Origin of the sequence: Marinobacter halodurans, assembly GCF_004327985.1 — a bacterium.
Taxonomy (GTDB): domain Bacteria; phylum Pseudomonadota; class Gammaproteobacteria; order Pseudomonadales; family Oleiphilaceae; genus Marinobacter_A; species Marinobacter_A halodurans.
Window position 1 is genome coordinate 114581 of the sequence record NZ_SJDL01000009.1, and the last position, 18323, is coordinate 132903.

Genomic DNA, 18323 nt, shown 5'->3' on the forward strand with positions numbered 1-18323 from the left:
CCAAATACCGCCCATAGCTTAGGGATTCAGGGGCAAAGATCAACGGTTCTTTTGTTGCCCGGCATCAGGGGTGCGGCCGTGTCATGGGAAAAGGTGCCTCGCCGTTTACGCGGACCTGCTTCCAGCCACTGGCTGGAATCGCCATCACCAGGCAGGGCGAGGTAATCATCTGGGCCACCATCGCATCGGGTGCCGGATGAGTTACCTTCACCTCAATGGACAGATCCTGCCCGTCGCGGTCGGCGGAGATAAAACCAATACCGTGACCGCCTGTCGCCTGATGGCCCAGTGACGCCACCAGCAGCCACTGATTGGCAACGTCCGGCCAGTCCGGCAGTTGCCCGTCCACCGAGCCGATCAGCGCCTGCCACTCTGCAGCATTACGTGCCAATACCAGTCCCGGTGCGGTCAGGCCGCATCGAGTTTGGCTGGCAATCACCTGTACTTCAGCGCCGTCGGCGACAGGAGGATCGGCTACGCAGCCCGAAAGCAAAATCAGTGCAAAAACCAGGGAACCCGTCCGCATCATCGCGTCATCTCCTTGGTTGTCGCCGATGGATGACGAACACGGTAGACCTGTGTCGCACTGTGGGGCAAGCCCGTGGAACTGAGTGCGGCCCGGCGGAAACTGGTGGTCAGCGTTAAACCGGTCAGATCGCCTTCCCCCTTACTGATAGGCTGCGGCAGGCCATTGGTGGGATATTCGGCACAGGCTTCACCCTGCTCGCAGATCAGGCCGTTGTTATCCATATCCGTCCCCGCCACCAGTAAGTACCTGCCTGCCGGGACATCCTTGAAGGTAAAGGTATAGCGGCCACCGGACGGCGTAACCACGGTCTGCTGAACCGGATCCCCGGACGGATCGTCGGCGTTGTACAGAAGGACATAGTGACGGCCTGCATTGCGTGACTGGACCGGATCGCCCAGTTGGACGTTGACCGGCAGTTCCAGGGTCTGGGGACCATTTTCATTGGTATAACCCAGGGTCACCTTGCTCTGTTTGGCTGCGTGCGAATCGATTATGGTGGCGTCCAGCCTCACCGCATCACCATCCGGGTTCTTCGTCACCGACAACCAACTCGGCACACTGTCCAACGTCAGCGAGCCCAGAGGGTTCTCTGTGCTGTCACCGGGAACCTCTTCAAGAAGCACGCTGGCTTCCGTCACGGAACCGTCGAAAAGGAAAGCGCTCGGGTAGGCTGAAATGAAGGTCCCCAGGTCGTCCGCAGAAGCCGCATCGACGGCTTTCAGTGCATTGATCAAGCCGTAACCGTATTCAGTCTGGCTGCCCAAGACATCGGTCAGCTCCCCGCGGCGGAGGTATTCCCGGAATTTAGCAAGGGACAGGCTCGGATCACGCTCGCGCATCAGCGCCAACACGCCGCTGACATGAGGTGCCGCCATGGATGTTCCGGTCACGCCGGCGTAGGCGGGTTCAAACACGCTGCCTGTCTGCTGTCCCCAGTCGCTGTATACCGCGTCCGCCTGGCCATCGTTATTACCATCGCGGGTGGAGTCCCCGCCCGGCGCCACGAGATCAATCCAGTTACCAAACGTGGAATAACTGGCCCGCTTGTTACCGGCGTCCACCGCACCCACCGCGATCACCCGGTCGAAGGCAGCCGGGTAGACCCGGTCGGTGGTTCCCTGGTTGCCCGCCGCGGCAACAAAGAGGATGCCTTTGTCGGAGGCGTTGTTGATGGCATTCTCCAGCGCCGTCGAGGGTGCGACGCCCCCCAGACTCAGGTTGATAATGTCTGGCCGCTGGGCGGCCGAGAGGGACGCCAGGTAGTTGATGGCATTGATCAGTTCAAGCGACGAACCGTTACCGGTGTTGTCCAGCACCCGGATCGGCAACAGGGTCGCCAACGGCGCCACGCCCACACCTCCCACGTCATTGTCGAGAGCGGCAATGGTGCCCGCGACATGGGTGCCATGGAAGCTCGGAGCGGTGCCGTCGTCCGTTCCGGGGTTCGCGGGATTTCCATCCTCGCCAGCCTGACTGTCGTCGCTGGTGGTCACGAAGTCGGAGGTGGACAGGATCTGGAGGTTGTTCCCGTTTTCATTGCCATCATCCAGATCCGGATGCCAGTTATGACCGGTATTGGGTGTGCGGCTAAATACCCCGGTGTCCAGCACCGCCACCCGAACGCCCTCGCCCGGTGAAGCCAGCGCCTGCCAGGCCGTCGGCAGGTTGATAGCCTGATAGTGCCACTCCTGCAACGGGTAGAGGGAATCATTGGTGGGATCCACCGTTAAGGCGTGATACAGGTAATTCGGCTCGGCGGATACCACGCCCGACACTTCGCGCAGGGACTGAATCCAGGCGAGCGTGTCCGCCTTACGCTCTTCCCGGGTGGAAGCCGTCAGCGCCGTGGCCTGGTTGCGTTTGACTCGCCAGAGGCCGTTGCCCACCTCTTCCCGTGTTGCGGAAGCCAGGGGACCGCCCGAGGAAAGGCTCTGGGCCTGCATGGGTGACGCCATGGTCACAAGCGCCTCGCCCGGCACCCAATCAACATCGTCGGCCGAAACACCCAACGCACTGTCGCTGGCCGGCGAGGATACCGAAATCAGATAACGGAACGGGCCACCGGTCAGGGCCTGCAACCGGAGATCATAGTTACCATCGCCAGATGTCGGACTTAGACTGACCGGCGTCCCCGGACTCAACCCCGTCGTCGTACTTCCCAGACTGACCAGCGCCGAGGGTGTGCCCGCTGAAGAGGCGCCATTCACCGCAAAGGCGGCAATGGAAACCACCTGATTGCTACTCAGGTGCAGGCGGAAATCATCCTCCATATCCCGGTAGAAATCGGTCCCGGAGCCGCCATACGTCCCGACAGAGGCGCTCAGGTATCCCCCGGCGATCGCCGGACTGGGCAGGCTTTGCGGAGTATCATCGTTAGCGACGGCGGTTCCCCAATAGATGTCGTCTGCGGTATCGCTGTCGATGCGGGTGCGGGCCTCTATGCCGATCCGGCCACTGACCAGATTTTCGCCGCTGTCACTGCTGTCACCACCGCCTCCGCCGCCGCAGGCTGTCAGCACAAGGGCTGAGGCCAACACCGTAACGATACTTCTCCGCCGGGAGTAACTGAGTACTGCGCTGGCCTGATCTTCCTGCCATACGACCGGACGCTTTTCCCGGTTAAATTCCACTTTCCGCAAAAACCATTCTCCCTGCCGTTAATCCCGTTCGCATCAGGTGCGTATGGAAACCAATACGACCCAAGCATAACAGCCGATGCCCAAAATGCGCCGACGGTCCCGAAAATTTCACACTTGCTGACACAACAAAGCCGCCTTCCCTCTCGGGTTGGCGGCTTTCTGGAGCCCGATCCCGGGTCAGTTGTAGAAGAACATGGGCACGAAAGCAACAATCAACAGCGTTGTCCCCATCACGACCAGCGGCAGCAGCAAGCGCTCATAGCGATGCCAGAAGCTGCCGGTGCGTTCCGCCGCCAGGACTTCCGTTTCCCCGACGACTTGCCGGGTCAGCAGGTGATTCAGCGCCACCGGCGGACTCAGGTAGCCCAGCTCGAAGGCCACCAGGCAGACCAGCCAGAAGTGCAGCGGATCGATGCCCAGGTTGAACGCCGCCTGGGCGATCGTGGCCGAAACCAGGATCACGGCGCCGAATGGATCCATGATCATGCCGATGAAGGTCAGCATCACCACGATCACCGCCATGACCAGCCAGGGGTTGGTCAGGCTTTCCGGGAAGATGGCGTGGACCACATCGGAGCGCTCAAGGATACCGCCGAGGCACACCGAGAATCCCATCAGCGCCAGCAACGCGCCAATGTGGACCGCGGAGTCGCTCGCTGCCGCGGTACTGCGACTGACAAACGCGGTGAGCCGGGATTCCCCGTCATCCCGGTTGTCCTTGCCCGAATCCAGCCACACCAGGGCCAGCATCACCAGCGGCAGGATCAGCGGTGCACTGTACTCGTTGAAGGTCAATCCCAGCAGGAACCAGATGAGTCCAATGACCACCAGAGCCGTCACCACATACGGCACCAGGGGCATCAGCCGGCGTCCGGCTTCGGCAAACGCGCCGGCCTGGGGACGCGGCCGCCAGTTGCCCTGGGTCTTGCACACCACAAAACTGAAGATGCTGGCCGACATCAGGAAGATCCAGAAGCCCCAGCCGTACATCTCGTCGGTGGTCACTTCCTTGTTGAGCGCGGCGACCACAACGATCAACAGGCAGGGATTGAGCACGACGCCCATGCTGCCGGACATGGCCGTTGTCGCCAGTGACAACTGCCGGCCGGCGCCGGATTTACGCAGCTCATCGTAGATCACCCCGCCCACGGCCAGGATGAAGATGCCGGACGCGCCGGTGAAGGCCGTCGGGAACGCCGTGGCAAAAATCATCAGCGACGCCAGCGCCGGGGCCGGCAGATGGAACGGCTGGATCACGTTCAGCAACAGGTCGGGCAAGCGGGTCTGCTTGAGGATCATCCCCACCAGCACATACAGGCCGATATTGATGAACATCGACGCCAGGTTGGTGAGCTGGCCGAAATAGATCGCCAGCCCGGAACTGTAACCGTCCACAAAGAAGAAGTAGGCCATGGCAATCACGCCCATCTGGCAGTACAGCGGGATCACCAGGAAGGATGAGGGCGTCAGTCCGCCGGCGCGCACCCGTTCCGGCACATTGACCAGTCGGTAGAGGTTGATCGCCATGAAAATGCCGAACACCACCGCCCAGGCATACTGCAGCTCCAGCAGGGTGTCCGACGAGGGCGACATGCCCAGCCGCTCCGCGTAGGACAGCAGCGAATACCCCATCAGACCATTCACGAACAGCTGCATGGCCTGGGACAGGCGCCATTCGCCCCGGTTGCGTGGCAGGCGCAGGGCGATGTGATCGGTATCGAACGCCGCAATCAGGGCCGCCATGGCGAACAGTCCCAGGAACAGGAACTTGGTCAGGTCGATGTTATCCAGCAACCAGTGCGCCATGCCCTGCTCGACCGTCTTGAAGACCGTCAGCGCGGTGGTGACATGCGCCTGGTTGGCGGCGAACATCGCGTGCTTCTTCTGGCACAGCTCCAGGTTCTTGCGGAAGCTCTCGCGCAGCTTGTCCGGATCGGGCGGCGAGGAGAACAGCTCATCCGGGTCGGGTTTATAGGCCTGCATCCGTTTCTGGACCGCCGCCTCGACGTCCATCTTGACGTCACAGCTGGGCTCGGTGGCCCAGGGATCCAGCAGGTAATAGTTGGGCCAGGTCTGTTCGCCAATCCACAACATCCGCGAATGCAGCGAACTGCCCATCCCCAACAGCAGGGTAAACACCAACAGGGCCAGCAGGATAACCCCATGCAGTCGATGCATGGGGTAGAGGGTGGTTACCCGGCTGGCCGAAAGCGCGCGCCAGTTCATAGTGCGTTACCTGCTCCTTATTCGCGGTTGGCCGCGGTGCATTCGGACGCGCCGGGGTTGCTGGCGCAGCGCACTTTACTGAGCAGGTGCAGCATTTTCGGATCGTAGACATCCGGGGCACCGTTCTTGCCATCCCGCATTTCGAGCCGGTTTTCCCGGAACATTTCCTGGTAACCCTGGACGTCCTCATCGGAGATATGGATCCACTGGTCGTCCGGAATGCCTGCTTCGCTCTTCTTGACCAGGGCCATGGCCTGCGGATACATGTTCCAGGCCACGTCGCGGGAGGCCTGGGCCTCTTCGTCGGTCAGCAGGTCGTCCCTGGCGATCAGTTGCACGGTCAACTGGGCCAGCGGGTAATCCACGATGCCCCCCTTGTCGCCGACGCCCTTGTAGAGTTCCAGCGCCTTGTAGGCAAAGGCCGGCGCATAGGCGGTATCCACCGAGCCATTGTTGAACTTGCCGGCAAAGTTGGTGATGTCCGAGGGCACCACCGTTGCCTTTACGAAGTTCACCATGTGGATGGCGTCCTTCTGGTAGTCCAGCGTGGCCATGCGCTTGCCGGCCAACTCGCCGGCGGTATCGATGGAGCGGTCGTTGACGAACAGGTAACCCGCACCGGCCGGCGCAATGCCCAGCACTTCATAGTCGCCCTGCTTCATGAACTTGGCCGCCTTGGGCTGGGCCAGCGTGGCCAGGACGGTCTTGAGGTTGTCGTAGGTCGGGATGGCGCCCACCGCACTGATGGTGCCGGTAAAGCGATTGAACCGACGGGTACGCAGGTCCGTGGCCGCGAGGATGTCGCACTGGCCCGACTGGAAGTCACCCAACGCCACGCCCTCATCGGTGTAGGGCTTGAGCTGGATATCGACGCCCTGGCCCTTCATTTCGAGGGCGTAGTCCTTCATCAGGTTATAGATATCGCCATTCGCGCCGATGACGTCGAACACACACATGCTGGCCGACTTCGCCTGTGCCATCGGTGCAACGACCAGGGCCATGAGCATTGCTGCGGTGGTTTTGCGGAACATCTTGGAACCTCCCAAGTGACTTCTTGTGATTGTTAATCGGTCTGTGGTTCAGGATGGCCGGCCGGGACGTCCCACTCCCCTGCCCGGCCAGCGGCATCCTGTGTGTCTGTTGTTTTAGAGAAGATCGTCCAGATCCATGGTTTCGGTGTCGCTGGTGCTTTCCGGACTCAGGCGACCGAAGTAGGTCCGCGGCGTGCGGTAACCGTATTTCCGGGTCCACTGCTTGTCGGAGGTGTGCATGATGACGCTGCGCCCCACCTGATCCACCAGTTGGTAATCCTCGCTGACCTTGAAATTCCTGTCGGATGCCGCGAAGCGGGCGATGACATCCTTGATCACGTCCTGGCGACCCGCCGTTTCAGCAGCCACCGCCTCCAGCGCCATGGAGGCCCGGAACCCGGCCTGTACGCCCAGTTCGGAGCTGTTCTTCAGCAGTCGCCAGGGATCCGGAGACAGCGCCGGGCGGGTATCCGGCAGCAACAGCCAGACGTTGGCGCGGATCGCGTTGGGGATGCCGCCCCACTTCTCGTTGTCCAGGCACTGGGCGGCCCGCTCGGCCTGCGGCGCAATGTCCTTGGGCACGCCGGCGGCGCCGCCGGAATTGGTGTCATTGATGATCGCCTGGAGGCCGGTCAACAGCCCCAGCAGGAAGGTCAGCTCATCCTGGTCCTCGTAGAGGAACGGGCATTCCGCATCCGGGTCGGCAGGATCATACTCATAGGCGCGCATGGCACGATGAAAGGCTTCCAGACGGCGCTCGGCGGTGATGGCATGCCAGCGTTTGGCGGCGTTACGCGCATCCTTGGCCTCGGCGACATCGTCGGAATACATCGCCCGCTCGTAGCGCAGCTCTTCTTCCCAGGCCTGTTGCTCGGAGCAATTCGCGGCCAGCAGTTGAAGCAGGGAACCGGTGGTGTCGGGCTTGTCGGTCACGCGGGAGAAGGAATAGACCAGCGGGTCCAGCGACTGCCCCAGGTTGCAGGCCATGTCCGCGTCGGACATCTGCAGGACATACGGAGTGGCTTCTGACTCGGCATAACCGGTAATCACCTGACCGGTGGTCTGATAGATCGGGTTGTAGCCACAGCCACTGAGAAGGGCGATAAAACCGAACGTGAGCAGGAATCGGCGACAGGTGCCTGCCGTCCACAGGCGAGGGATGATGGAAGTATGCATTGCAGATCCTTTCTCTGATTATTGTTGTGCAGCAGAAGACTTCAGACCTGTCTGGCTCTTGTTACAGACCAAACAAACGTCTCTTACGCCTAAAGGAGCCTATGAACAGGTCCTGAATCCCTTCTGCCAACCCTGAGGTCAGCAGGTGCAAGGCGGGGCTCGCAGCCAATGGCCGTAGCCCTTGGCAAGAGCCGCAAAGCCGCAGATGCTGACCTCAGGCCTGGCCCTACGGGGCATTCAGAGCGATCCGTACTCTGCGTTGCGACTTCTTGAAAGAGCACCACTATTTCTGCGAAGTCGCGCCTTGATTACGAACCGCTCTGCAAGCCAGAAGGTATACAGGACCTGTTCATAGGCTCCAGAGAAGGATGCGACGTAAGTCGCATTTAGTGAATGACCGGATTGCCGTCCATTTTGGCCGATCAGGCCAATCCAGGAAGCGACACACCCCATCCTCAAGCATGCCAACCCACTGAAAGAAAAACGTTATTACTTATCAAGACCGAGCATGGCCATGACTTCGTCGGTCATGTCATCCAGGTTCCTTGGGCCATCGGGGCGATACCAGGTCACCGTCCAGCTCAGCGCGCCGGTCAGCATCCGGCGGGTCAGGAAGGGGTCGGCCGTGATTTGTCCGGACGCCTTCAGTTCACCGAGCACCTCCAGCCACATGGCTTCGTAGGCATCCCGCAGTATCAGGATGTCACGCTGGGAATCCGCGGACAGCGAGCGCCACTCGAACACCAGCACAGCCATGGCTTCGCCCGTCTGCCCATTGATGGACTCCAGCTCGCTGCGGATCAGCGCCCACATTCGCCCGACGGCCGTGGTGGCCTGACGCAGCGCGTGGCGCATCAGTTCGGTATTGAGGATGATGGTTTCCTCCATCACCGCCTTGAGGATGTCCTCCTTGGAACGGAAATGATGGAACAGACTGCCGGACTGGATACCGATGGCAGCGGCAAGGTCACGGACTGTGGTCCGTTCGTAGCCTTTCTCCCGGAACAGTCGCGCTGCTGCGCGCAACAGACGCCCCCGGGCACCGGTCGGTTCGGAGATACGGTTCTCCGCGACCAGCTCGGCCTGGATGGATTGTGGTGTCAAAGCTTACTTCCCGTTGTCTTTGAACTGTCGTTGGGCTGCGGCACAGGCCGCCAAAAACACCCAGTATACGCATTAACGCAGTTTACCCTGAAGCGACACATTTACAAACCAAGCGCTTGCTTGGTATCGTTTTTAAACGCATCATAATAACTGACAGACAACCGCTTCTCCGGCAAGGACACCACATGACATCGCCATCCCGAACCCTGCGCATCGGTTGCTCCGCGGCCTTCTGGGGTGACACCGAAACCGCCGCCCGCCAGCTGGTCGAAAAAGGTCGCCTCGACTACCTGGTCTCCGATTACCTGGCCGAGATCACCATGTCCATCATGGCCGGCCAGCGCATGAAGGATCCGAAAGCCGGCTACGCCCGGGACTTCGTGCAGACGGTGATGGGCCCGCTATTGAAAGATATCCAAGCCCAGGGCATCCGGATCATCAGCAACGCCGGCGGGGTGAATCCCGAAGCCTGCCGCGATGCGCTCCAAGCCCTGTGCGACGAACAGGGCGTCGACCTGACGATCGCGCTGGTACTCGGTGACAACCTGCTTCCCCGGAAGAAACAGCTCGACGAGCGGGGCATCCGCGAAATGACCACCGGCGACCCGATGCCGTCGATGACGGTCAGCATGAACGCCTACCTGGGCGCGCCGGGCATTGTCGCCGCCCTGGAAGCGGGGGCGGATATCGTGATCACCGGTCGCGTGACCGACAGCGCGCTGGTGCTGGCGCCGCTCGTGCATGAGTTCGGCTGGGCCTGGGACGACTACGACAAGCTGGCCCAGGGCAGCCTGGCCGGCCATCTGATCGAGTGCGGCGCGCAGGCGACGGGTGGCAACTTTACCGACTGGGAGACCGTGGCGGATGGATACGCGGATATGGGCTTCCCCATCGTTGAAGTGGAAGCCAGCGGCGACTTCGCGATCACCAAGCCGGAAGGGACGGGTGGCCGGGTCAGCGTCGGCACCGTGGCCGAGCAGCTCGTCTACGAAATCGGCGATCCGCGCGCCTATCTGCTGCCGGATGTCGCCTGCGATTTCACCCGGGTCCATCTCGAGGATCTCGGCCAGGACCGCGTTGCCGTGACCGGCGCCACCGGCCGCGCGCCCACCGACAGCTACAAGGTCTCCGGCACCTGGCCGGATGGCCACAAGTGCACGGTGACGTTCCTGATCGGCGGCATCGACGCCCCGAAAAAAGCGCAAAGCGTCGCCGATGCCATTCTCGAAAAGACCGGCCGACTGTTCGAGGAACGCGGCCTGCCGACCTATTCCGAAACCAGCGTCGAGCTGCTGGGCACCGAAGCCACCTACGGCCCTCACAGCCGGGCCGGTCAGACCCGCGAAGTGGTGGTCAAGATCAGCGCCGCCCACCCCAAAAAGGAAGCGCTGGTGCTGTTCTCACGGGAGATCGCCCAGGCGGCGACCGGCATGGCGCCAGGGCTGACCGGCATCGTCGGTGGTCGCCCCACCGTCTGGCCCAAGATCCGGCTGTTCTCCTGCCTGGTGCCGAAGGATCAGGTCGAGGTGAGTGTGGAAGTCAGCGGCGAGAGAAAGCCCGTGGTGGTCGGGACCGGCGGTGCGTCCAGCATCGGGGACGGCGCAGACACAACCGTATTCCCGGACATCGGAGAGACGGACACCAGCGTCCCGCTGATCGAACTGGCCTGGGCCCGCAGCGGCGACAAGGGTGACCACAGCAACATCGGTGTCATTGCCCGTCACCCGGACTACGTACCCTATCTTGCCGCGGCCTTGACCGAAGACGCCGTTGCCAAGTGGATGGGCCACACGCTGAATCCACAGAGCGGCCGCGTGACACGCTGGGCCCTGCCCGGCTTCAACGCCTTCAACTTCCTGCTGGAACACAGCCTGGGCGGTGGCGGCGTCGCCAGCCTGCGTATCGATCCCCAGGGCAAGGCCTTTGCCCAGCAGTTGCTGGACATGCCCATTCCCATCTCCCAAGCCGTGCTGAAAGGAACCCGATCATGAGCTATCAATCCGTTCTCCGCCCCGGCCTGTTTGAAGGTCAAAACGTTATCGTGACCGGCGGCGGCTCCGGCATCGGCCGCTGCACGGCCCACGAACTGGCCTCCCTGGGCGCCCACGTCGCACTGGTCGGGCGCAAGCCGGAAAAACTCGACGCTGTCCGGGCCGAGATTATCGAGGACGGCGGCAGCGCGTCGGCCCATCCCTGCGACATCCGGGACGAAGAGATCGTTGCCGCCACCATCAAACAGATCCTGGCCGAGCACGGCCCGGTGAAAGGCCTGGTCAACAACGCCGGCGGGCAGTTTCCCTCGCCCCTGGCCGGCATCAACCAGAAGGGCTGGGAAACGGTCGTCCGCACCAACCTCACCGGCGGCTTCCTGATGGCCCGGGAGCTCTACAACCAATCCCTGAGCAAGACCGGCGGCGCCATCGTTAATATCGTGGCGGACATGTGGGGCGGCATGCCCGGCATGGGACACTCCGGCGCGGCCCGCGCGGGCATGGTCAACTTCACCCAGACCGCCGCCATCGAATGGGGCGCAACGGGCGTGCGGGTCAACGCCGTGGCCCCGGGGCTGGATTGCCTCCAGCGGCATGGACACCTATCCCGAGCAGATGAAAGCCTGGATCCGCGGCCTGGCCGATGCCGTGCCGGGCAAACGTATTGGCACCGAGTCGGAAGTCAGCGCCGCCATCTGCTTCCTGCTGAGCCCGGGCGCCGCCTTTATCAGTGGCGATACGCTGCGCATCGACGGCGGGGCGTCCCAGGGCAGCCGGGTGTGGCCATTGCCCAAGGCGAAGAACGTGGAGGTCTTCAACGGCTTCCATCGCGCCGTCAAACCCAAGATTTTCAGTCAAGACTGAGGGAGCCGTTTATGCAGATTCTTGAATCCGCCATCGATCCCCAGTCCGAGGCTTTCTCCGAGAACGCGGCGGCGATGCAGCAGCACATCGAGACGTTCCGCGATGTGGAAAAACAGGTCCTCGCCCTGGCGGAATCCGCTCGCGAGAAATTCACCAAAAGGGACAAGTTGCTGCCCCGCGATCGAATCAACCGTCTGCTGGACCGCGGCACCGCCTTTCTCGAGCTGTGCTCCCTGGCCGGCTACAAGATGTACGACGACAAGGATGGCAGCATGGCCGGGGGCGGTATCATCGCCGGAATCGGAACCGTCAGCGGCATCCGTTGCCTGGTGGTTGCCAGCAACTGCGCCATCAAGGGCGGCACCATCACCCCAGCCGGCCTGGACAAGACCCTGCGCCTGCAGCAGATCGCCATGGAGAACAAACTGCCGGTGGTGTCCCTGTCGGAAAGCGGCGGCGCCAACCTGAACTACGCCACCGACATCTTCGTGCTGGGCGCCCGGGGCTTTGCCAACCAGGCGCGGATGTCGGCCGCCGGGATTCCCCAGGTCACGGTGGTACACGGAAACGCCACCGCAGGCGGCGCCTACCAGCCCGGCCTGTCCGACTACGTGATCGTGGTGCGCAATAAAGCCAAGATGTTCCTCGCCGGACCGCCGCTGCTTAAAGCCGCCACCGGCGAAGTCGCCACGGATGAGGAGCTGGGCGGTGCGGAAATGCACGCTGAAATTGCCGGCACTGCCGAATACCTGGCCGAGAACGACGCCGACGGCATCCGCCACGCCCGAGAGGTGCTGGATGCCCTGGCCTGGAACGAACACCTTCCGCCATCTCAATCGCCGGAATGGGAAGAGCCGCTTTATTCGCCAGACGAACTCCCTGGCGTCATCCCCGCCGACCCCAAGAAACCCTACGACGTTCGCGAAATCCTGGCGCGCATCGCCGACGGGTCGCGCTTCCAGGACTTCAAGGCCGGCTACGACGACCAGACCGTCTGCGGCACCATCCGCATCTGCGGGCATCGCGTCGGCATCATCGGCAACAACGGCCCGATCACACCAGAAGGTGCGACCAAGGCAGCGCAGTTCATTCAGCTCTGCGACCAGGCCGGTACGCCCATCCTGTTCCTGCACAACACCACCGGCTTCATGGTGGGCACCCACGCCGAGCAGCACGGCATCATCAAGCACGGCTCGAAGATGATCCAGGCGGTGGCCAACTGCCGGGTGCCGAAACTGGCGGTCGTCGTGGGCGGTTCCTACGGGGCCGGCAACTACGCCATGTGCGGCCGGGGCTTGGACCCGCGCTTTATCTTCGCCTGGCCCAACAGCCGCACCGCCGTCATGGGCCCGGCCCAGGCGGGCAAGGTCATGCGGATCGTGGCCGAGGAAAAACAGCGACGCAACGGTCTGGAGCCGGAAGAAAAGACGCTCGATTTCCTGGAGCAAGCCACGGCGAAGAAGCTGGAAGACGGCTCCACTGCCCTGTTTGGGACCGCCCGACTCTGGGACGACGGCCTGATCGACCCTCGCGACACCCGCACGGTGTTGGCGATGGTGCTGTCCGTCTGTCGCGAGGCGGAACAAAGGGAACTGCGCCCCAACAGCTTCGGCGTGGCGCGGTTGTAATAGGACAGCACGAACAATGTAGCCGATGCTTTAGCTTCGGAGGGCCCTCCAGGGCCCCGGCGATTTACCGAAAGGTCAGATCGAAACCAATGGGCATCATCGCTATAGAAAAGGACACGGACGTCCTTGACCGCAATAGCGGGCCAGGGATGGCCCTCTAGGGCGGCGGAAGCGATGATGCCCATTGGTTTCACGCCCCGGGGACAACGCAGGCACCTTCGGCGCCTCCGAAGCTAAAGCGTCGGCTACACAAGAAACAAAGAAACAGAACTCAAAGAACAACAGCCACCACAGGCACACAAAAAAGGGGATCCACATGCTATTCACCGAAGAACACGACGCCCTGCGCAAGACCGTCCGGGATGTCGTCGAGAAGGAGATCAACCCCCACTGCGACGAATGGGAGGAGGCCGGCAAATTCCCCATCCACGACCTGTTCGGCAAGCTGGGCAGGCTCGGACTGCTGGGCATCCACAAGCCGGAAGCCTTCGGCGGCATGGGGCTGGACTACAGCTACAACCTGGTGGTCGCGGAAGAACTGGGCACCGCGCACTGCGGCGGTGTGCCGCTGGCCGTGGGCGTTCAGACCGACATGTGTACCCCCGCCCTGGCCCGGTTCGGCTCCGACGAGCTGAAGCGGGAATTCCTCGCCCCGGCGATCGCCGGCGAGATGGTGGGCTGCATCGGCGTCAGCGAAGTGGGCGCCGGGTCCGACGTGGCGGGCATGAAAACCACGGCCCGCAAGGACGGCGATGACTACATCATCAACGGCGCCAAGATGTGGATCACCAACTCGCCCAGCGCCGACTTCATCTGCCTGCTGGCCAACACCTCGGACGACAAGCCCCACAAGAACAAGTCGCTGATCATGGTGCCCATGAACACGCCAGGCATCTCCTTCTCCCCCCACCTGAACAAGCTGGGCATGCGCTCTTCCGAAACGGCCCAGGTCTTCTTCGACGACGTGCGCGTGCCCCAGCGCAACCGCATCGGCGCCGAAGGCACCGGCTTCATGATGCAGATGGTGCAGTTCCAGGAGGAGCGCATGTGGGGCGCAGCCAACGTCATCAAGGCGCTGGAGCACTGCATCAACGCCACCATCGATTACTGCCGCGAGCGCCAGACCTTCGGCCAGCCGCTGATCGACAACCAGTCCATCCACTTCCGCCTCGCCGAACTACAAACCGAAGTCGAAGCGCTGCGGGCCCTCACCTACCAGGCGTGCGAACTGCATATCCAGGGCAAGGATGTGACCCGCCTGGCGTCCATGGCCAAGCTCAAGGCCGGCCGGCTGGGCCGGGAGGTCACCGACAGCTGCCTGCAATACTGGGGCGGCATGGGCTACATGTGGGACAACCCGCTGTCCCGTGCTTTCCGCGATGTGCGGCTGGTATCCATCGGCGGCGGCGCCGACGAGATCATGCTGGGCATCATCTGTAAGCTGATGGGCATCCTGCCCGGCAAGCGCAAGGACTGATCCCATGACGTCACTGCCCGACTGCGACACCCTGGCCCTCGATCAACAGGGGACGGCGCTCCACCTGACGTTGAACCGGCCGGACGCCCGCAATGCCATGAGCCTGGCGATGGTCCGGGAAATGGCGGCGGTGTTCGAGGCCATAGCGGATGATGCCGCCATTCGCTGCGTGGTCCTGCGCGGCGCCGGCGGCCATTTCTGTGCCGGCGGGGACATTCGCGACATGGCGGCCGCCCGCTCCCAGCAAGCCTCCGGCGGGGCCGATCCGTTCCGCGACCTGAACCGGGCCTTTGGCCGCCTGATCGAAACCGTCAACACGGCGTCTCAGGTGGTCATTGCCGTCCTCGAAGGCGCCGTCATGGGCGGTGGCTTCGGACTGGCCTGCGTGAGCGATCTGGCGCTGGCCCGGGATACCGCAAAGTTCGCCATGCCCGAAACCAGCCTCGGCATTATTCCGGCCCAGATCGCGCCTTTTGTGGTGGAACGCATCGGTCTGACTCAGGCCCGTCGCCTTGCCTTGCTCGGGTTGAAAGTCAATGGGCACGAGGCGTGCCGTTTGGGTCTGGTGCACAGCGTTCTAGACAGCGACGACGCCCTGACCAGCGCGCTCGATGACGCCATCGCCAGTTTGATCCGCTGTGCCCCGCAGGCCACCGCCGCGACCAAGGCCCTGCTGCACCGGGTCGGCCATGAACCCATGCCGTCACTACTGGACGACGCCGCACAGCAATTTGCCGATGCCGTCCGGGGCGAAGAAGGCGCCGAAGGCACGATGGCCTTCATGCAGAAACGGCCGCCCGCCTGGGCGAAAACCGACGACACGCCATGAGGAATCCGGCCATGATCCATAAGATCCTGATCGCCAACCGGGGCGAGATTGCGGTGCGGGTCCTGCGTACCGCCAAAGCCCAGGGGTACCGTACGGTCGCGGTCTACAGTGATGCCGACACCCACGCCCTGCACGTCCGTCTGGCTGACGAAGCCGTTCGCATCGGGCCGGCTGCCGTCAACGCATCCTACCTCAATGCCGAGGCCATCCTAGACGCCGCCCAACGCACCGGCGCCGATGCCATCCATCCGGGATACGGCTTTCTCTCGGAGAATGCCGGGTTTGCCGAAGCCTGTGCGGATGCGGGTTTGATCTTTATCGGGCCGCCCGCATCCGCCATTGAACTGATGGGCAGCAAGCGCCGCTCCAAGGTGGCCATGCAGGAAGCCGGGGTGCCCGTCGTACCGGGCTTTGAGGAAGCCGGGGCCAGCGACGAAGCGCTGCAGCAAGCGGCGGAAACCGTCGGTTTCCCGCTGATGATCAAGGCCTCGGCCGGAGGCGGCGGACGGGGCATGCGCCTCGTTCAGGAACCGGGAGAACTGGCCGACCAGATCCAGCGGGCCCGCTCGGAAGCCAGGAACGCCTTCGGCGATGATGAGCTGATCCTGGAGAAGGCAGTGATCGAGCCGCGCCACATCGAAATCCAGGTCTTCGCCGACACCCACGGCAACGTCATCCACCTGGGCGAGCGCGACTGCTCCATCCAGCGTCGCCACCAGAAAGTGGTGGAAGAGGCCCCGTCGCCGTTCATGACACCGGAGTTGCGGGCCGCCATGGGCGAGGCCGCGGTCAAAGCCGCGAAAGCCTGCCACTACGTCGGGGCCGGAACCGTCGAATTTCTCGTGGACCGGGAGCGCAACTTCTACTTCCTGGAAATGAACACGCGGCTGCAGGTAGAACACCCCGTCACGGAGTTGATCACTGGCCAGGACCTGGTGGACTGGCAACTCCAGGTGGCCGAGGGCGTCGAGCTGCCACTCCAGCAGGATGATGTCACCCTGGCCGGTCACGCGGTCGAGGTGCGCCTGTATGCCGAGGACCCCGCGGACAGCTTCATGCCGCAGACCGGCACCCTCGTCGATTACACGCCGGCACCAGTGGATGGCGTCCGCTATGACAGCGGCGTACAAACCGGCGACACGATCCCCCCCTTCTACGACCCCATGCTGGCCAAGGTGATCGCTCACGGCAGCACCCGGAGCGACGCGATTCGCCGGCTGCGGCGGGCCCTGGAGGATATGCGTGTCATGGGCGTGACCACCAACCGCTCTTTCCTGAGCCATATTCTGGGCCATCCCGTGTTCATCGCCGGGGAAGCGACAACAGCATTCCTGGACAAGGATTTCCTGGACGCCCCGACCCTGCACCCGGCATCCCCCTCACTCACCGAGCTGGGCCTGGCCGCGATCGTCCTTGCCCACCAGGCCGGCGAGGCCGGGGGACGCTGGAGCAATAGCCTGCCCACAGCGCTGCCCTTCCGGCTGGCAACGGGTGACACACACCATGAGCTGGCCCTACAGTGGCACAACGCCGGAAAGGTCGACGTGATCCAGGGAGAGGCCCGGGTTTCGCTGGTGGTTGTGGCCATAGACGGGACCGAGCTGGACTATATCGACAATGGCGTTCGTCAGCGTTGCCAATATCACTCTGACGGCGATCACCTATATTTGCAGCAGCTCAGCCGGAGTCTGCACGTCTGCGACGTGACCCACGCGCCCGCCTCTGCCCTTGAGGGCAGTGCGTCGGACCGGGTGCTGGCCTCGATGGACGGCGCCATCATCGACGTCCGCGCCGAGGCCGGCCAGACGGTGAAACGGGGTGATACGCTGGTAGTGCTGGAAGCCATGAAAATGGAGCACCCGCTGGTGGCGGAACGGGACGGCGAGATTGCCGAAGTCCACGTCAGCGCCGGCAGCCAGGTCAAACGTCGCCAGCTGCTGGTCAAACTCACCAGCGACGACGCATCCAACGAAGGAGCCACGGCATGAGCATGCAAGGCAAAACCGTATTCATTACCGGCGGCAGCCGGGGCATTGGCCGGGCGATTGCCCTGGCCTGTGCCAGAGAGGGCGCCAATGTGGTGATCGGCGCCAAGTCGGACAAACCACACCCGAAACTGCCGGGGACGATTCATACCGTCGCCGGGGAAATCGAGGCAGCCGGCGGCCGGGCACTGCCGCTGGTGCTGGATGTCCGCGATGAGACGCTGGTCCGGGAACGGATCGACGAGGCGGGTGAACATTTTGGGGGCATTGATGCCCTGGTGAACAACGCCGGTGCCATTCGCCTGCAGGGCGTCGAAAAACTGCCGGTGCGGCGCTACGACCTGATGCACGAGGTCAACGCCAGGGCCGTCTTTACCTGTTCCCAGGCCGCCCTGCCCTGGCTCAAGCAATCCGGGAGCGGGCATATCCTGAGCCTGTCGCCGCCGATCAACCTGGCACCGAAATGGTTCGCACAATACGGCGCTTACACGACCACAAAATACGCCATGACCATGCTGACGCTCGGCATGGCCGAAGAATTCCGGTCCTACGGCATCGCGGTGAACTCACTGTGGCCCAAGACCCTGATCTCGACGGCCGCCATCGAATTCGAAGTGGGCGGCCCGGACCTGATGGCCCAGGGCCGCAAGCCGGACATCATGGCCGATGCGGCCGTGACCATCCTGGGTCACAACGCCGACACGCTGACCGGTCAGGCGCTGATTGACGAGGACGTGCTGCGCCAGGCCGGGGTCACGGACTTCGAGGGCTATCGTTACGCGCCGGGCGACCAGCCGCTGCTGCCGGATCTGTTTCTTGATTAGGACTCTGGGCCGTCGGTCCG

Annotated in this window: 13 protein-coding genes and 1 pseudogene; 8 read left to right on the forward strand and 6 right to left on the reverse strand. The window is 63.0% G+C overall.

Annotated elements, in window-relative coordinates; translation table 11 throughout:
* Positions 1 to 64: 64 nt before the first annotated feature.
* The 6 genes from EZI54_RS08025 to EZI54_RS08050 form a co-directional block, all read right to left on the reverse strand.
* Positions 65 to 529, reverse strand: coding sequence for a protease complex subunit PrcB family protein (locus EZI54_RS08025; RefSeq protein WP_131480798.1), 465 nt, complete (start codon positions 527 to 529; stop codon positions 65 to 67).
* Positions 526 to 3159: a S8 family serine peptidase gene (locus EZI54_RS08030; RefSeq protein WP_242674384.1), complete on the reverse strand. Its 2634-nt coding sequence runs from the start codon at positions 3157 to 3159 to the stop codon at positions 526 to 528. Before EZI54_RS08030 ends, EZI54_RS08025 begins: the two co-directional genes overlap by 4 nt.
* 186 nt (positions 3160 to 3345) lie before the next feature.
* A complete protein-coding gene (locus EZI54_RS08035; protein WP_131480802.1) occupies positions 3346 to 5394 on the reverse strand; it encodes a TRAP transporter large permease subunit in 2049 nt (682 codons plus the stop codon).
* A 17-nt stretch (positions 5395 to 5411) separates the two neighbouring features.
* Positions 5412 to 6425 carry a putative solute-binding protein gene (locus EZI54_RS08040; RefSeq protein WP_131480804.1) on the reverse strand — a complete coding sequence of 338 codons (1014 nt, stop codon included), beginning with the start codon at positions 6423 to 6425 and terminating at the stop codon, positions 5412 to 5414.
* Positions 6426 to 6539: 114 nt separating this feature from the next.
* On the reverse strand, positions 6540 to 7601 hold the full coding sequence (locus EZI54_RS08045; RefSeq protein WP_131480806.1) for a hypothetical protein: 1062 nt from the start codon (positions 7599 to 7601) through the stop codon (positions 6540 to 6542).
* A gap of 489 nt (positions 7602 to 8090) precedes the next feature.
* Complete coding sequence (locus tag EZI54_RS08050; protein WP_131480808.1) at positions 8091 to 8705, reverse strand: TetR/AcrR family transcriptional regulator; 615 nt, start codon at positions 8703 to 8705, stop codon at positions 8091 to 8093.
* A 185-nt stretch (positions 8706 to 8890) separates the two neighbouring features.
* On the opposite strand from EZI54_RS08050, the gene EZI54_RS08055 reads away from it, so the two are divergent.
* The 8 genes and pseudogenes from EZI54_RS08055 (at position 8891) to EZI54_RS08085 (ending at position 18303) form a co-directional block, all read left to right on the forward strand.
* Positions 8891 to 10696 carry an acyclic terpene utilization AtuA family protein gene (locus tag EZI54_RS08055; RefSeq protein ID WP_131480810.1) on the forward strand — a complete coding sequence of 602 codons (1806 nt, stop codon included), beginning with the start codon at positions 8891 to 8893 and terminating at the stop codon, positions 10694 to 10696.
* Positions 10693 to 11214, forward strand: a pseudogene (locus EZI54_RS25340) (SDR family NAD(P)-dependent oxidoreductase); the annotation flags it as partial. The gene EZI54_RS08055 and the pseudogene EZI54_RS25340, both read left to right, overlap by 4 nt.
* Positions 11215 to 11311: 97 nt before the next feature.
* Complete coding sequence (locus EZI54_RS25345; protein ID WP_341352847.1) at positions 11312 to 11560, forward strand: SDR family oxidoreductase; 249 nt, start codon at positions 11312 to 11314, stop codon at positions 11558 to 11560.
* A gap of 11 nt (positions 11561 to 11571) precedes the next feature.
* Positions 11572 to 13188 (forward strand): acyl-CoA carboxylase subunit beta, encoded by a 1617-nt coding sequence (locus EZI54_RS08065; RefSeq protein ID WP_131480812.1) that lies wholly within the window; start codon positions 11572 to 11574, stop codon positions 13186 to 13188.
* Between the two features lie 316 nt (positions 13189 to 13504).
* Positions 13505 to 14665, forward strand: a complete 1161-nt coding sequence (gene atuD, locus EZI54_RS08070) for a citronellyl-CoA dehydrogenase (protein ID WP_131480814.1) — start codon at positions 13505 to 13507, stop codon at positions 14663 to 14665.
* A 4-nt stretch (positions 14666 to 14669) separates the two neighbouring features.
* The gene (locus EZI54_RS08075) at positions 14670 to 15494 is read left to right on the forward strand and encodes an enoyl-CoA hydratase/isomerase family protein (protein WP_131480816.1); all 825 of its coding nucleotides are present in this window, start codon (positions 14670 to 14672) and stop codon (positions 15492 to 15494) included.
* A gap of 11 nt (positions 15495 to 15505) precedes the next feature.
* On the forward strand, positions 15506 to 17482 hold the full coding sequence (locus EZI54_RS08080) for an acetyl/propionyl/methylcrotonyl-CoA carboxylase subunit alpha (protein WP_131480818.1): 1977 nt from the start codon (positions 15506 to 15508) through the stop codon (positions 17480 to 17482).
* Positions 17479 to 18303, forward strand: coding sequence for an SDR family oxidoreductase (locus EZI54_RS08085; RefSeq protein ID WP_131480820.1), 825 nt, complete (start codon positions 17479 to 17481; stop codon positions 18301 to 18303). Before EZI54_RS08080 ends, EZI54_RS08085 begins: the two co-directional genes overlap by 4 nt.
* The last annotated feature ends 20 nt before the right edge of the window (positions 18304 to 18323 follow it).